The organism is Mesorhizobium sp. M7A.F.Ca.US.010.02.1.1 (assembly GCF_004023085.1).
GTDB lineage: Bacteria > Pseudomonadota > Alphaproteobacteria > Rhizobiales > Rhizobiaceae > Mesorhizobium.
In genome coordinates this window covers 21,894-37,199 of record NZ_RZRV01000025.1, presented here as the reverse complement: position 1 = coordinate 37,199, position 15,306 = coordinate 21,894, and the positions used below count along the sequence as shown (strand labels likewise).

General features: G+C 60.8%; 12 protein-coding genes and 1 pseudogene. 2 read left to right on the top strand and 11 right to left on the bottom strand.

Annotated elements, in window-relative coordinates; translation table 11 throughout:
- Nucleotides 1–34: 34 nt before the first annotated feature.
- Nucleotides 35–311: pseudogene (locus EOA19_RS22950) on the top strand (ATP-binding cassette domain-containing protein); the annotation flags it as partial.
- A 54-nt stretch (nt 312–365) separates the two neighbouring features.
- On the opposite strand, the gene EOA19_RS22945 reads toward EOA19_RS22950, so the two are convergent.
- The 11 genes from EOA19_RS22945 to EOA19_RS35670 form a co-directional block, all read right to left on the bottom strand.
- Nucleotides 366–1,502, bottom strand: a complete 1,137-nt coding sequence (locus EOA19_RS22945) for a pyridoxal-phosphate dependent enzyme (protein ID WP_128304876.1) — start codon at nt 1,500–1,502, stop codon at nt 366–368.
- On the bottom strand, nt 1,499–2,578 hold the full coding sequence (locus tag EOA19_RS22940; RefSeq protein ID WP_245486262.1) for a DSD1 family PLP-dependent enzyme: 1,080 nt from the start codon (nt 2,576–2,578) through the stop codon (nt 1,499–1,501). The genes EOA19_RS22945 and EOA19_RS22940 overlap by 4 nt, the downstream gene beginning before the upstream one ends.
- A 135-nt stretch (nt 2,579–2,713) precedes the next feature.
- Nucleotides 2,714–4,342, bottom strand: a complete 1,629-nt coding sequence (locus EOA19_RS22935) for a GMC family oxidoreductase (RefSeq protein WP_127296457.1) — start codon at nt 4,340–4,342, stop codon at nt 2,714–2,716.
- The gene (locus tag EOA19_RS22930) at nt 4,339–4,827 is read right to left on the bottom strand and encodes a hypothetical protein (RefSeq protein ID WP_127296458.1); all 489 of its coding nucleotides are present in this window, start codon (nt 4,825–4,827) and stop codon (nt 4,339–4,341) included. Before EOA19_RS22930 ends, EOA19_RS22935 begins: the two co-directional genes overlap by 4 nt.
- A 65-nt stretch (nt 4,828–4,892) precedes the next feature.
- Nucleotides 4,893–6,365: an aldehyde dehydrogenase family protein gene (locus EOA19_RS22925; protein ID WP_128304874.1), complete on the bottom strand. Its 1,473-nt coding sequence runs from the start codon at nt 6,363–6,365 to the stop codon at nt 4,893–4,895.
- Nucleotides 6,366–6,378: 13 nt separating this feature from the next.
- Nucleotides 6,379–7,536, bottom strand: coding sequence for an amidohydrolase/deacetylase family metallohydrolase (locus tag EOA19_RS22920; protein WP_128304873.1), 1,158 nt, complete (start codon nt 7,534–7,536; stop codon nt 6,379–6,381).
- The gene (locus tag EOA19_RS22915) at nt 7,526–8,575 is read right to left on the bottom strand and encodes an ABC transporter ATP-binding protein (RefSeq protein ID WP_128304872.1); all 1,050 of its coding nucleotides are present in this window, start codon (nt 8,573–8,575) and stop codon (nt 7,526–7,528) included. Before EOA19_RS22915 ends, EOA19_RS22920 begins: the two co-directional genes overlap by 11 nt.
- 14 nt (nt 8,576–8,589) lie before the next feature.
- A complete protein-coding gene (locus EOA19_RS22910; protein ID WP_128304871.1) occupies nt 8,590–10,482 on the bottom strand; it encodes an ABC transporter permease subunit in 1,893 nt (630 codons plus the stop codon).
- Nucleotides 10,483–10,596: 114 nt separating this feature from the next.
- Nucleotides 10,597–11,901 (bottom strand): ABC transporter substrate-binding protein, encoded by a 1,305-nt coding sequence (locus EOA19_RS22905; RefSeq protein ID WP_128304870.1) that lies wholly within the window; start codon nt 11,899–11,901, stop codon nt 10,597–10,599.
- Nucleotides 11,902–12,154: 253 nt separating this feature from the next.
- Complete coding sequence (locus EOA19_RS22900) at nt 12,155–13,099, bottom strand: MurR/RpiR family transcriptional regulator (protein WP_127297867.1); 945 nt, start codon at nt 13,097–13,099, stop codon at nt 12,155–12,157.
- Between the two features lie 779 nt (nt 13,100–13,878).
- Nucleotides 13,879–14,226 (bottom strand): transposase, encoded by a 348-nt coding sequence (locus EOA19_RS35670; protein ID WP_281040487.1) that lies wholly within the window; start codon nt 14,224–14,226, stop codon nt 13,879–13,881.
- Between the two features lie 3 nt (nt 14,227–14,229).
- Here EOA19_RS35670 and EOA19_RS22885 point away from each other — a divergent pair, with 3 nt between their 5' ends.
- Nucleotides 14,230–15,249: an IS110 family transposase gene (locus EOA19_RS22885; protein WP_128304868.1), complete on the top strand. Its 1,020-nt coding sequence runs from the start codon at nt 14,230–14,232 to the stop codon at nt 15,247–15,249.
- Nucleotides 15,250–15,306: the final 57 nt, after the last annotated feature.

Sequence of the window (15,306 nt, the reverse complement as noted above, 5' to 3'; positions counted from 1 at the left end):
ATGCCCCGGGCTCGACCGCAAGACATCAGGCGAAAAGGTCGCCGCGGTGGCAAAGCTGCTGCAGATCGAACCCTTGCTGGGTCGCAAGCCACGTGAGCTATCCGGCGGTCAACGGCAGCGCGTCGCCATCGGCCCGGGCGCTGGTGCGCGATCCCCGGTCGTTCCTGTTCGACGAGCCGCTGTCCAACCTCGACGCGGCGCTACCTACGGAGCTCAGGGCCGAGATCAAGCGCCTGCACCAGTCGATCCGCCGGACCATGGTCTATATGACGCACGACCAGACTGAGGCGCTGACGCTGGCCGACAAGATTGGCGGTCAAAGGCTGAGGCGAGGACAAGTGCCGACGAAGAATCCGCTCTCATCCTCAGGTCCAGGCCGCGAAATCCTTGAAACCATGTCCGGTCACAATGCAGACCACGGTGTCCGTCGATCCGATCGTGCCTTTCACGAACAGATCGCGGGCCGCGGCCAGCGAGGCAGCCCCCGTCGGTTCGCAGAAAAGACCGGCTTTGCGCGCCAGTTCGATCATCGCCTCGCGAATGTCGGCATCGCCGACGGCGTGAGCAACGCCCTTGCTCGCGCGGACGAGTGAAAGCGTCAGACTGCCTTCCTCGGGATAGGCAAGCAACGGGTCCGAAATGCCCGAAGCGATCGTTTTGGGGGTCTCCCAGCCATCAACGTCGTTTTTTCCTTCCCTGAAGGCTCTCGCTATCGGAGCACAGCCTTCGGACTGCGCCGCGATCAGGCGCGGCACCTTGCCAGCCCTGTCCATGAAGCCCTGAAAGACGCCTTTGACCAACGGCCCGGAACTCGTCGGGATGGCGATCCAGTCGGGTCCGACGCCTTCCATCTGCTCATGGAGTTCCTGCCCGATCAGCCGCAAGGCATCCACGCCATAAGGGTTCAGATAGGTCGTCGTCAGATTTGCATAGCCGGTTTCGGCGCAGATTAGTCTGGCATGTTCAAACGCATTTCCGTAATGGCCCGGCACCTGCTCCAGCGTGGCGCCATAGGCGACAATCTGCGCCAGCTTGCCACGCGGCGTCGCGTCCGGGCAAACGATGATGGCGGGAATTCCGGCGTTCGCGGCATAGCAGGCGGCAGCGGCACCGGCGTTGCCGCTCGACGCGCTGACGATACCCCTCGCGCCAAGCGCAATCGCCCGGCTCAACGCCGCTGCCACAAGGCGATCCTTGAAGGAGCCGGATGGGTTGCGGGTTTCGTCCTTGGCGAGCAGCCGGCCTTTGAAGCCGGCGTGGAGGAGATCGGGTCTGAGTTCTCGAAGCGGCGTGCCGCCTTCTCCAAGCGTGATATCATCTGCGACGAAGTCAGCCCTGAGCCAACTGCGGCCCTCCGGTTTTTGATGGACAACTTCCAGTATGCCGCCGCAATCGGGGCAGCGGTAGACCAGGGTCGGCGGCAGGATGGCGTTGCAAGCGATGCAGCGCAGCGTCAGTTTCCGGGATGAGGTTTCGGCCTCTGGAAGTACCGCGAGCGTCATTGCATCATTCCGCGCGCCGCGACAGGAAAGACGCATTCGACCCGTTTGCCCCGCATGCCGACATACCAGTCATAGCGGTCGACCGTTGGATCGCAATGGCCGGGAACGAGACGCAGCGTTTCTCCGATGGCAAGGCTTCCGGGGCCCGAACGCAGGATGAGCGAACCGTGCTCATCGGATGCGCCGGCATAGTCGATATCCTGTCTGGCATGAATGAGAGGAAGACCGCTGTCGATGGCAATCCCCTTGTGTCCGCAATCCAGAACCGCGATTCCGTGACGGGCAGCGCTCATGACGGTGCTCAACACGAACAGCGATTGTTCGAAATCGGGAGCAGGACGATTTCGCGCATAGTCGGCATCCATGAACACATAGGAGCCGGCCTGCAGCTCGTTGTAGACGCCGCTGGCCGCCTCGTGGGCGAAAGTTCCCGTGCCTGCGCCGCCGACAATCGCGCATTCCAGCTTTTGCTTTCTGATTGCGGCGACCGTATCCATCGTTCGCGCCGCGGCCTGGCGTATCGCGTCGTGCCGCTCCTGCTCGGTGCGCATATGCTGGGCGCGCCCGTGATAGGATTGCAGGCCGCCGAACACCAGATGGCGGCTTCTCGCTATGCGTGCCGCCAGTGCCGCCGCGGGCTCGCCGGGCTCTACACCGCAGCGGCCGCCGCTGACGTCGACCTCGACCAGCACGGTCAACCGCGTGGCGAGGGATTCGGCCACTGCGTCGATCTGGTCGACCACAGCCGCGCTGTCGGCACAAAGCGAGATATTCGACATGCTGGACAGTGCGGCCAGTCGCGCCAGCTTGCGGGGAGAGACAACCTCGTTCGAAACGAGAACGTCACTGACGCCGCCCCAGGCAAGAACCTCGGCCTCAGCCGTTTTTTGCACGCATTGGCCGACGGCCCCCCTGGAGATCTGCCAGTGGGCGATGACGGGGGACTTGTGGGTTTTCGCGTGAGCGCGCAACCGCACGCCTGCATTGCGGCAGAACGCGGCCATTCGGTCGAGATTGCGTTCCATTGCATCGAGATCGATGACGAGGGCAGGGGTATCGATATCCGCTTCGCTCATTCCGGGCTCGGCAGGCGGGCGTTGGGGCATTTTGTCTTTCTCTGATCGCGATGATGCCAATCATGACCATGCGGGCAGTAGATCGTCTTTGCTTGGCATGCGAGACGATTGGACGAAGAGCCCGCTTCGTTTGCGTCAGGCGGCTATCGATGGCCGCGTCTGCTGCGACAGGGTTTCGAAATTGTCGCGGATATAGGCCGCGGCACGCAAGGCGAGCGCCGAGATGGTCGCCGTCGGATTGACGACGCCGCCAGTGGCGAGCACGCTTCCGTCGACAATGAAGAGGTTTGGAACCTCCCAGGTCTGGTTCCATTGGTTGACGACGGATGTCGACGGATCGCTGCCCATGCGGCAGGTGCCGATCATGTGCCAGGCGGGTGTGCGATAAACGCCTTCCTTGTCGCGATAATCATGCAGCCGATATTCGAAGGCGCCGCAGGCTCTTGCAAGCTCTTCGAGACGGTCGAGCATGTAGTTCATCATGCGCTTGTCGTTTTCACCTGGCGCGTAGCGGGTCCTTGCCGCGGGCACGCCATCGGAATCCTTGAGCACCGGATCCAGCGTCACGCGATTTTCCGGATTGGGCAGATCGTCGCCAATGCCGAAAACACCGATGGAATGGCCGAAGTGACGTTCGAACCATTGGTGATGGTCGCGGCCCCATGGCGCGCGCGCCGGCGTGAACCAGCCTGCCGCAAGCTCTCCCGCGGAGGGCGTGGAGGTGATGCAGTTGAAATTGAAGCCGTTGACGAAACCGCGCGACGGGTCCGTTTCGGCAAACTGCCGCGACAGCAGGGATGCGACGTAACCGATATGACCATCAACCGGCTCGTCGACCCACATCTCGCAGGCAACCAGGGTGTGATGCAGGAGATAGCGTCCGACCTGATCGTTGGCGTTGGCAAGATTGTCGGATGCAAGAAGAATCCGTGGCGTTCCGATGCCGTTCGCGGCCACGATAACCAGTTTCGCCCGCTGGAAATGTTTCATCCCGGTGTTACGGTCGACATAGAGAGCGCCACTTGCGCGGCCATCTTGGTCCTTCTCGATCTTGAGCACACGGGCATTGATGCGCAGTTCGCAACCGGCGTTCAATGCCTTCGGCCAGATGGACAGCGAATATTTGCTCATCGATCCGCGCGGGCAGCCGTTGCATGTGCCGCAATTGTTGCAGGCCGGCCGACCGTCGTAATCCTCGGAGATCGCCGCGGCCTCGACCGGCCACCAGTGCCAGTCAAGCGCATCGAAACCGGAAGCAAGGCGCTTGGCCACCTTGGACACAGGCATTGGCGGGGTCGGACAGCGGTCTCGCGGTGGCATGGCCAGATCGCCGGCAAGCCCCGACACGCCGACGAGCTTGTCGGCTTGCTCGTAAAAGGGAGCGATATCCTCATAGGTGATCGGCCAATCCGGCTGAAGACCATGCTCCGTGCCCTTGCGGAAATCGGAAGGACGATAGCGCGGCCAGATTGCGCCATAGACGTTGGTCGATCCGCCGACGGCGTTCCACATCAGGATTTGCGAGGAGTCCGAATTGACGGGGAAATCGTCCGGGTGGCTGCGTTTGTTGACGTCCGGGCTCCAGTTGGTCCGGCGCTGCCACGACCAGTCCGCATGGAGATGCGCATGATCTTTCGCCTCCACCCAGGATCCCTGCTCCAGGCAGACGACATCGAGACCGGCTTCCGCCAATGTCAGCGCCGCGAGCGATCCCGTCGCACCGGCGCCCACGATCAATACGTCACAGATGCGATCCGTCGTCATCTTTCCAGTCCCCAGCGATTTGTCTTTTCCGTGTCCAGCCCGAGCGACGACGTGTCGACGGGTCTAACCTTTTCGGTTTCCAGGTAATGGCCACGTCGATGGGCTGGCAGGTCCCTGTTGAAATCGAAGGGCGCCATCTCATAGCCGGTCAGATGAGGCCGGTGGGAGTATGGACGCCCCGTGTTCCGAATGGCTTCGATGACGAAGGGCGTTTCGTAATAGGCAAGCGTCACGGCCGTGTAGATCTTGTCGAAAAGCTCCGTGTCGGCTTCCTCGAAGGCCTTGACGGACGCGATGCGGATTTCACCATTGGCGCTTGAAAGGCCGTCCTTTTCCCAACCCAGCAGATCGGCCAGCGCCGTAATCTGCATATCGCTCCAGTCCGCAAAGAGACGCATCGCGACGATGCCATGCGCGCCGGCCTCGGATGCGGAGGGCCAGCCCTCGCTGCCGGGGATCAGTTCATCGACAAGAGCGCGGATCATCCGCGTTCTCTCGGGTGGGGAAAGGGGCGAATTTCGTTCGCCGGCAAACGCAAGCGATTGAGGGCTCATGCGGCACGTGCCTTTCTGTCGATCGTCACCGTGATCATCTTGAGTTCCGTCATGGCTTCCATCGTGTGCACGCCGCCCAGCCGGCCGATGCCGCTCTTGGTGCCGGTCCCGCCTCCGAAGGGCAGGTGAATTTCCCACCAGGTGCTGCCGGCGTTGACGTTGACGATCCCTGCGGGGATCGCCCTGGCGACCGAAACACCCCGCGCCACATCCGCCGTGAAGACGCCCACCGACAGGCCATATTCGCTGTCGAGCGCCAGATCGAGCGCTTCGTTTTCGTCCTTGAAAGCGAGTACCGGTACGACGGGGCCGAAAGTTTCCTCGCGATTGATTTTCATCTCGCGCGTGACGCCGGTGATGATCGTCGGTTCGAAAAACAGTTCGCTGCCGAGATCGGGGCGCGGCTTGCCGCCAAAGAGCACCTTGGCACCCTGCGCGATTGCGTCATCGACATGCTCTTTGACCTTGGCCGCGACCTTGGCGTTGTTCAGCGGCCCCATGGTCGTTCCCTGATGGAAGGGATCGCCAAGCACATGTTTTTGGGCATGGGCGACGAGCTTTTCGCACAGGCTTTCGGCAATCGAATGATGCGCGAGTACACGGCCTGTCGCGGCACAGACCTGACCCGCGTTGAAGAATGCGCCGCCGGCCGCGGCGGCGGCTGCCGCGTCGAGATCGGCATCCTCGAAAACGATCACTGGACCGTTGCCGCCCAGCTCCAGAAGCAGCGGCTTGCCGGCGCCGCGCTCGGCGATTTTCCTGCCGGTCGCGGCGCTCCCCGTAAAGCCGATGGCCGCGACGTCGGGATGGACCACGACGGCATCGCCGGCGGTTGCGCCTTCCCCGATAACCAGGTTGATGACGCCTGCTGGAAGACCGGCGCTGTCGATTACCTCCATCAAGGCACAGGCGACCAGCGAGGTGGACGGGGCGGGCACCCAGACGATGGTGTTGCCGGTCGCAATGCCCGGTGCCAGATATTCCACGGGGATGTTGACCGGGAAATTCCAAGGGGTGATGACGCCGTACACGCCACGCGGCTGGCGGATCGTCATGACGAGTTTCGTCGGATCCTCCGCGGGCAGGGTCTGGCCACCCAGTTGCTTGACGAGCTCGGATGCGAGTCGGAAGCCATCGGCGGCCTTGCCGACCTCACCCATGGCCTCCGCAAGAACCTTGCCCTGCTCGGCCGAGAGGATGCGTGCAATCTTTTCTTGCGCGGCGTCGATTGCCGAGGCGATGGCAACGCAGATCGCGGCGCGCTTGAAAACCGGCATGCCTGCCCATGCCGGCGCGGCTGCCTTTGCAGCGGCGACGGCCCGTTGTGCCGTCTCGCGGCTTGATCGCGGGAGTTGGGCAATGATCTCTCCGGTCGCGGGATTGACCGCCGCCATAGTATCCGGCTCCGTCCGCCATTCGCCGCCTATGAAATTGGCCGGCGCGTCTCTCATTGCGTAGCCACCATCCATTTTCAGATCTCCTTTATTCCGCCGCTGCTGCGAGCGTTTGATCATCGGTACCGATATCCTGGCCGGCAATGACCAGACCGGCGGCAAAGATACGTTCAGGCGCAACGACAATCTCGCCGCGCGTGTCTTCAAGGGAAAACGCGCCATTGCGCAATTCGAGGACGCTTGCATCCCCGGCCGAGCCAATCTTGAACGTTCCAAGCTCAGGGCGCTGCAATGCCTTGGCCGCATTGATGGTCGAGGCCGCGATGATGTCGTTGATCGACATGCCGAGCGCCAGGAATTTTGAAAGCGTAGTGACCTGATCGTAGGCCGGGCCCTCGATGCAGAGCGCATGAACATCGGAGGAGATGGTGTCCGGCAGGAAACCTTGCGCCATCATCGCGCGCGCCGTTTTCCAGGAGAAGGAGCCCATCCCGTGGCCGATATCGAAAAGGACGCCGCGTTGCCTTGCCTCGAGGATCTCCGGCTTGATCTTGCCTGCGCCGTCGACGGGCGCATTGGGGAAGGGCCGGAAACAATGGGTCAGCACATCGCCAGCACGCAGGCGCGAGACAACGGCCTCATAGGAGGGCGGCGGCTCATCGATGTGGGCCATCAGCGGCAGGCCCGTCTCGTCGGCAACCTGCAGCGCGACATCGAGAGGCTGGATACCGGCGGGACCGGAGGCGTGGCGACCGATACGCACCTTCACGCCAATGATGACGTCACGGTTGGCATTGATGATCTCGACTGCCTCACGCCCGGCAAGAAGCCGCATGTCATGGCCTTCGCCGATCATGATGTTCTTGGCAAAACCATAGATGCCGGCGAAGGAGATGTGCAGGTAGACGAGAATGCGGGCCGTGCTCCGCTCGATCACATGCTTGCGAAATCCCGGGAAATTTCCCGGTCCGGCACTTCCGGTATCGACGCAGGTCGAAACCGCGCTCTTGCGAGCAAACGCGTCCGGGTCCACGCCGAGCGACGTTCCACCCCAGTAAACATGCGTGTGCAGATCGATCAGGCCGGGCGTCACGATCAAGCCGGAGACGTTTCGTTCTTGCGCGCCGGAAAGACCGTCCCCAAGCGCAGCCACCTTTCCGCCAGCAAAGGCGACATCGGTGATGCGGTCGATGCCCTGGGAAGGATCGATGACGCGACCATTTTTCAAAACGAGATCATAGGGCATGAATTCGGCTTTCAGTTTCCAAGAAATGCTGATTGATGCGGGTGCCGTCCTCGGCGGCGAAATAGCGGACAACGTCGGGGCTCGCGCAGAGGGTGATGCGTTCGCCCGAGGACAGGCCGGACGCATCGCTGCAGGTTGCCCGGACGATGTGGCCGGCGACGTCGACGTCGAGGAATTGGAAGGGCCCAGCGGGTTCGATAAGCACAAGCTCGCCCGAAAGTGTGAGACCACCATTGCCGCGGGATGCCGGCTTCAGGTCGTGGGGACGCACGCCGAGAATCTGGTCGGAACTCCCGCCACAGAGATTGGCGGGTAAGAAGTTCATTTGCGGGCTGCCGATGAACCCGGCGACGAACTGGTTGGCAGGAGCCGAATAGACCTCCATCGGTGGCGCGAACTGCTGCACGACGCCATCCTTCATCACCGCGATCCGGTCGGACAGCACCATGGCCTCTTCCTGATCGTGCGTGACGAAGATGACTGTGATGCCGAGTGCCTTCTGCAGGCGCCGGATCTCGGTGCGCATGCGCACGCGCAGCGAGGCATCGAGATTGGAAAGCGGCTCATCCATGAGAAGTACAGAGGGGTTTCTGACGATCGCGCGGCCAACGGCAACGCGCTGGCGCTGGCCGCCGGAAAGCGCTGTCGGCAGTCGGTCGAGAAGAGCCTCGATGCCGAGAACGTCGGCTGCCCAGGCGACCTGCTTGCCAACGGTCGCTTCGTCCAGCTTCTGCTGGCGTAACGGAAAGGCGATATTTTCGCGCACCGTCATGTGCGGGTAGAGGGCGTAATCCTGGAAGACAAGCGCGATGTTGCGTTCACGCGGACCGAGATCCGAGATCTCCCTGTTGTCGAAGCGGATGGATCCCTCGTCGATATCCTCCAGGCCGGCGATGCAAAACAGCAATGTCGATTTCCCGCATCCCGACGGTCCGAGGAAGGAAATGAACTCGCCATCGTTGATCGAAAGATCGAGCCCTTTCAAAACGGCTATCGTCCCGAACCGCTTGTTAAGGCCCGTGATTTTGATCGATGCCATGGTGGTAGCTCCTTTCAGCCCTTGACCGCGCCGGAAAGCGCACCCTGGACAAGGTAACGTTGGAAGAAGAAGGCGACGGCCACGGGCGGCAGGATGGCAAGCACGCTGGCGGCGAAAAGCGGCCCATATTCATAGAAACGGGCCTGGTTGAGAAAGCCCGCGATGACGACCGGGATTGTCTGCGTCTTGGGGGTCGAGGTCAGGATCATGGCAAAGAGGAACTCGTTCCAGGACACGAGGAAGCAGAAGATGAGCGCCGCGATGATGCCCGGCCGCACCACCGGCACCAGAACCTTCCGGAACATCGTCCAGCGGCTGCAGCCGTCGATCTGTGCCGCGCGCTCCAGGCTGAGGGGCACAGCTTCGAAGCTGGTCTTCATCATCCAGGCGGCAAGCGGCATCAGGATGGTTGAATATGCGATCACCAGACCGAGATGGGTGTCGATGAGCCCGAGCGTCCGGAACAGGACGAAGAACGGCAGAACCAGCGTCAGCGCGGGAACCATCCGCGTCAGAAGAAGCGCCCAGAGGCTGACGGCGAAGAAACGGTGACCGGCGTAGCGGGCAAAGCCGTAACCAGCCAAGGTCCCCAGTGCGACGTTGACGACGGAGACGACGATGCCGATGCCGAAACTGTTGAGCAGGGACAACGGCACGCGTGCGGCCTGCACGCTGGTCGTGCCTTGCGCCAGGAGCACCGCTCGATAATTCTCGAAAGTAAGGGTCGAGGGCACGATGGAGGGAGGCGTGCGGATCAGGTCGGTGGCTGGCGACAGGCTGATCAGGATCAGCGCGGCAACAGGCAGGAACGACCAGACGAAAATCGCAACGACGGCGAGCGCGAACAGGATCTTGCCCGTGTTGCGCGTGGCAATCGGGCCCATCAGCCTCTTCGGCTTCCATTCCGGCAGGACGACCATGGTAGGCCGCGGACGGCCGGCTGTCGGCAGCCCTGGGGCTATCACCCCCGGCACAGTCGTTGTGGCTTTCCTTGGGCTGAGGAAGGCAAAATAGACGATCGCGAATGCAAGGCTGAGAAACGTCAGCACGTACAGAAGAGCGGCCCCTTCGCCGAACTTCAGAAACTGGAAGGATTGCATGTAGCCGAGCCAGGACAATGTGGTGGTCGCCGCGCCGGGGCCGCCGCGCGTCATGATCCAGATGATGTCGAAGGCCATGAAAGCATTGATCGTGGAGATGATCGTGGAGAAAAGCAGCGTCGGCTTGAGCCAGGGCAGCGTGATCGAGACGAAGCGCCTGACCGGCCCCGCGCCGTCGAGAATGGCCGCGCGGTGCAGGTTGCCCGGCATGGATTGCAGGCTGGAAAGAAGCATCAGGGTCGTCAATGGCGTCTGGTTCCAGACCTGGGTCAGTGCCACGAGGTTGAGGGCGCGGAAGCCGTCTCCGAACCATGCCCGTCCCCACGAACCGAGTCCTATGTCGTTGAGGAAACCGTTCAACAGACCGAAATTGCCCGCATAGATGAAGGACCACAGCACCCCGATCGACACAGGCGCCATGGCCCAGGGAACAAGGACTACACTGCGCAGAAAACCCCGGCCAGCAAATCGCTGGTTCAAAACCAGTGCGATCAGTGTTCCAAATATGGTCGTTCCGATGACCGCGATCGCGGAGAAATAAAGCGTGCGGCCAAGCGCATACCAGAAGTCCTGGTTCTGGAAGATCTTCGTATAATTGCCAAAGCCAACGAAAATCCAGCGTTTGGTGATCGGATTGGTGATGTTGAAGGACAGGTAGAAACTGTAGAGGAGCGGCAGGCCAACGATCAGGATCATCAGGATCAGTGTCGGGGCGACGGAGAAATAGGCAAAAGCCGGTAGGCTGATCCGTCGGCGGTTTTCGCGCGCAAGCGGCTCGGTTCTTTGCGACTGCAGTGTTATTGTCACGCGTCCTCGCACATCATCTGGGCCAGACCGCCGACAGTGCCTCGTCTGGCGATGTCGATGGAGGTTGATGCGGACGGAACAGCCGGTACCGATGACCGGCTGCCCCGGCATGTCCTACTGATATTGGGCCTTCAGCTCGGAAGCCTTGGACGCAAGCAATGCCACCAGCTCGTCGGTCGAGCTGCCCGAACGGATATATTCCTGAACCTGCTGCATCATGAACATATCCCATTCCGGGAACCAGATCGCCTTGCCGATCGAGCGTGACGTCGCCATGCCGAGCTGCTTGGCCGAAATGTCGAGGTCGCGCCATTTTGAAAAACTGGCGACGATCTCCGGATCCTGCATGACCTCCTTGTAGCCAGAGCCGAGACCGAACTCGAGTGCCCAGCGCTTGATCACATGATACTGGCCATCCTTGGCCTTGCCGCCGAAGAACTGGAGCAGGTTCCACACGCGCTCCTCATCGACGGGCTGCGCACCCATAAGATAGGCCGCCGTCCAGGCCATGGTCGAGCGGGTCGCGCCCGGCATGATCGCATTGCGCACCTTCCCCGCGATCTTGGAAACGGCGGGATCATTGGCGACCTTGTGGTTGTAATCATGGACGACCATGAATGTGTGGCGGCCGGAGGCATAGCTGGGTACCCCTTCGCCGGGCAAAGTCATGATGTCCTCGACGACCAGCTTTTCCTTGTAGAAGGTCTGGTTGATTTCGAGAATCTTGCGCAAGGCCGGCTCATCGACGAAGTTTCCATCGGCGTCGAAGACCTTGGCGCCCTCGGAATACCACGCCGCGAACATATACCAGGACATGTTCGGCCATTGCTGCTGCCACATCGCATGAAATGGCGCGTCGGATATGCCATCCTTCTTGAGCTTGCGGCAAACATCAAGAACGGCATCCCAAGTTTCCGGCGCCTGAGCCCCGGCTTTTTTGAGATGCTCCTCGTTGTAGAGGAAGGTATTGTAGCCGGCGTAGTAGGGGAGCCCGCACAGGGCCCCGCCGTTAGGCAGCGAAAGCGACTCGACGCTGACCGGGAACATGCCGGCCTTGATATCGGCAACGCCCGGCAGGCTCTCGATGTCACGGATCCAGTTGGCCGCGTGCCAGCGCGCAATGTAGTTCTCTTCGGAATACAGCATGTCGATATGCTGACCGCCGGTGAGCTTCGTTTCCGCCAAAGGGTGGTAGTCGCCCGATACGAGCTCGTAGTTCACGTTCTCGTCGTAGAGTTTCATGAACGTCTTGACGTTCTCTTCGACGATCTGCGGCTGGTATTGCCAGCCGACGAAGCTGATCGGTGTCGAGGGTGCCGCGAAAGCGCGAGACCCCATCATCGCTGCAGCGGACAACCCCGCCGCGCCTTGCAATATCTGTCTTCTGGACAGCAGGTGTCGTTCCAGCGAAGAAATCATGCCAGTTCCCCAATCGTTATAGCTTTTTGATTTCGGCCAACCGGCTGTGCCGGCAGATAACTTTCGGTATCTCCGACCTGGAAGATAAACTGTAAGGCCGGTTAAGCTCTTGCTGCAGGGGAACTATGCCTAAAAATTTTTAGCTGTCCAACAAAATTTTTATTTCCGGATCATTTTTTGGCCGCCCTGAGCGTATGTTCATTTTTTGAGCTGTTTTTTGATCAAAAAAGCAAAAAATGGACTCTATCTGGGATCAGTCGCACAATGGTTGGGTCTGGGCCGCATCGCGTGCGATCGCCAGTTGCTGCTTGAGGCGGCGAAGTTTTTCCCGGCCCGCGTCCTTGCGCGCGATGGCGACGCCGTAAGAGATGATATCGATCGCGATCATGTAGGCGTAGCGAATTGACGCTGGGCTCAGAATGTCTTCGTCCGGGGGGCAGTCTATCGGCAGAAGTTCATCAACCGCGGCAGCAAGAGGTGTTCCGTTCGGAGTCAGTGCGATCGTTGTCGCTCCGTACTCGCGAGCGACGGTTACCGCCTTTTCAAGCTCGATATTGGCGCCGGTGAGCGAACAGCAGATGACAACGTCCGTGCGTTCCACTGCTGTTGCCAACATGAATTGCATCTGGTGGTCGTTACAGGGAATGACACGTATCCCCAACCGGAAGAAGCGGTTCTGAATCTCCTCGATAAGCCATGAGGAGACACCGCCACTCCCGAATGCGTAGAGCGTGTGACAGACGCTGATCTTGTCGACGACTGCCTGGGCGCGTTCGAGGTCGACGTTGTGATGCATGTCCGCAATGGTTTTCTGCGCCCGTTTGCTGACGCGCTCCGCGACTTCGGCGATGGATCCGGGCGGCGTCTGGGGTTCGAGATAACGGATGCCGATGCGCACCGACCCCATGATCTTGAGCTTGAGGTCCTTTAGACCGTCACAGCCCAACATGCGGGAAAATCGTGTGATGGTTGGCGCCGATACGTCGAGCCAAGCGGTGAGCTCCTCGATGGGCTTTTCGGCAAAGCTATGCGGCTCGCTCAAAATCGCGTGCGCAATCCGGCGGTTTGTTTTGGAAAACTGTGACTGCTGGTCGACAATTAATCCGATAATGTCTTGTGCATTGCGCTTGTCGCCTTGGACGACCGCGCCTTCATTGGATTGCGATGTGCGATTTTCTTGCGACCGATTGCGAGCCATTGACTATCTCCTTTTAGGAATTGATCTCGCAACGTGGACGCGTGCCCAAGGCTGACAGCGATGGCACGCACGTCGTCTTCCGTCGCGACCGCTCGCTTTCGGAGTGCTTTCCAGCTCGTTGCATCAACTTACTTCACCCATACCGGCTATGATCAAGAGGATTTAGGAGCTCATAGACCCGGGCAAATTACGGTACCGCCTTTGCGTTCGATACCGCAAATCGGCGTGATGCATCGTAGGCATTTTCCAGCGACGTAGCTTTGGCTCGACTATCCGAGCAGTTTGTCAAGATTGCTTACGCTTCCCGCTCGTGCTTGGCCGGCCGCTGCATCAGGGTTTTCGGCGACGCCTGTTTCAGCCTGCAAGATCCGATTTCGGAAACAGTTCGGATATCCATTAGGTAGAACCCTCAGCGGTGCAGCAGAAAGCGGGTTCCACTCTTCGAGTCGCGACCTTCGATTCGGGCATAAATCGGTGGCAGGCCTTTCGTGCTGGAATGGCCTTTCCGACCAATAATGATGTGATCATGCACGGCGATGCCCAGCCGCTTGCCCCTGTCGACGACTGGTGATCTCGATCCGACAGCTGCTTCTTGCCCTCGATTGTGCGTTGCTCGTTCAGCGCGTGGATCAGCGTTGATCCCTTTATGCAGCGCAGCCTTTGAGGACTGACACTGGGGCAGGGCGGTTGCATGACCCATTCATTTCAAGGAAATTTAGATCGTAGCTGCGCAAGCATGATCCAGAATGCCGGTGGGGTATTGACCTTGCCCCCAGTTTCTATCCAGTTTTGAGTTCGATTCCGGCGTGGGTTGTGCCCTGCTGGGCGGGTGAAGGGACGGGCGCTGGCGCGGAGCCTTTGGCATAGCGCAGCGCGAGCGACCGTCGCGGATTGAAGGTGCCGGCGAACTCGGCCGGTGTCTGCCAGGCGATTTGGGAGTGCGGCCGCGCGGTGTTGTAATCGGCGCGCCACAGGGCGATGGCTACGCGCGCCTGAGCCAGCGAGGTAAACAGCGTCTCGTTGAGCAGTTCATCGCGCAGTCGGCCGTTGATGGGATGGACGGCCCCTGCACCCCGGCATCGGCGTGGCATAATGGCGGCCGGTGCATAACAGTCATCAGGAGGCATCCCATGGAGATCAGTGTCATTGGACTTGATGTCGCAAAGCAGGTTTTCCAAGTGCATGCCGCCGATGCGGCAGGTCGCACAGTTGCTCAGATCAAGCTGCGACGAGCGCAGGTTCTCGACTATTTCCGAACCCTGCCGCCCTGCCTTGTCGGCCTTGAGGCGTGCGCGACGGCACATTACTGGGCGCGTGAGTTGAGCGCGCTCGGGCACACCGTACGGCTCATGCCGCCAGCGTACGTGAAGCCCTACGTCAAACGCAACAAGACCGATGCCGCCGATGCACAGGCAATAGCGGAGGCGCTCACGCGCCCAACCATGCGCTTCGTGCCCGTGAAGTCAGCCGACCAACAGGCCATGCTGATGTTGCACCGAACTCGCGAGCTGCTCGTGCGCCAGCGAACAATGCTCGCCACTGCACTGCGCGCGCATCTCGCCGAGTTCGGCATCATTGCACCCCAAGGTATCCAGCGCGTCGAGAAGCTGGCGGCGCAACTGCATGACCCGTCCGTGCCGCCTCTCGCGCGTGACGCGCTGAACCTGCTTGTCGAGCAACTCGCGAGCACATGGAAGCAGATCGACACGATCGAGATGCAGCTTATCGCGATCCACCGAACCCAAGCCGTCAGCCGGCGGCTCGCTTCCATACCCGGCGTCGGCCCGATCACCGCTATGGCAATCACGAGTACAGTGTCCGATCCCACCATGTTCCGCTCGGGTCGTGAGTTCGCCGCCTGGCTTGGCCTAACACCCAAGAGCCATTCGAGCGGCGGCAAGGACAGGCTGGGGCGCATATCGAAGCGCGGCGACCGTTACATCCGTCACTTGCTGTATGTGGGCGCCGGCAACGCGATCCGGTTTGCGAAAGCGCGCGCCGCGGCGGGTGAGAACTGGATCCGCGGACTGCAGCAGCGCCGTCCGCCCAAGGTCGTCATCATCGCGCTCGCCAACAAGATGGCGCGGATCGCCTGGGCGTTGATGGTGCGTGAGCAGCCTTTCCGCTCGCCAGCTCAGTCGACGTTGTAAGGCGCAGGTCAGTGGACGAGGTTCACAGGTTGCGAGGGCGAACGTGAGGTGATGGCA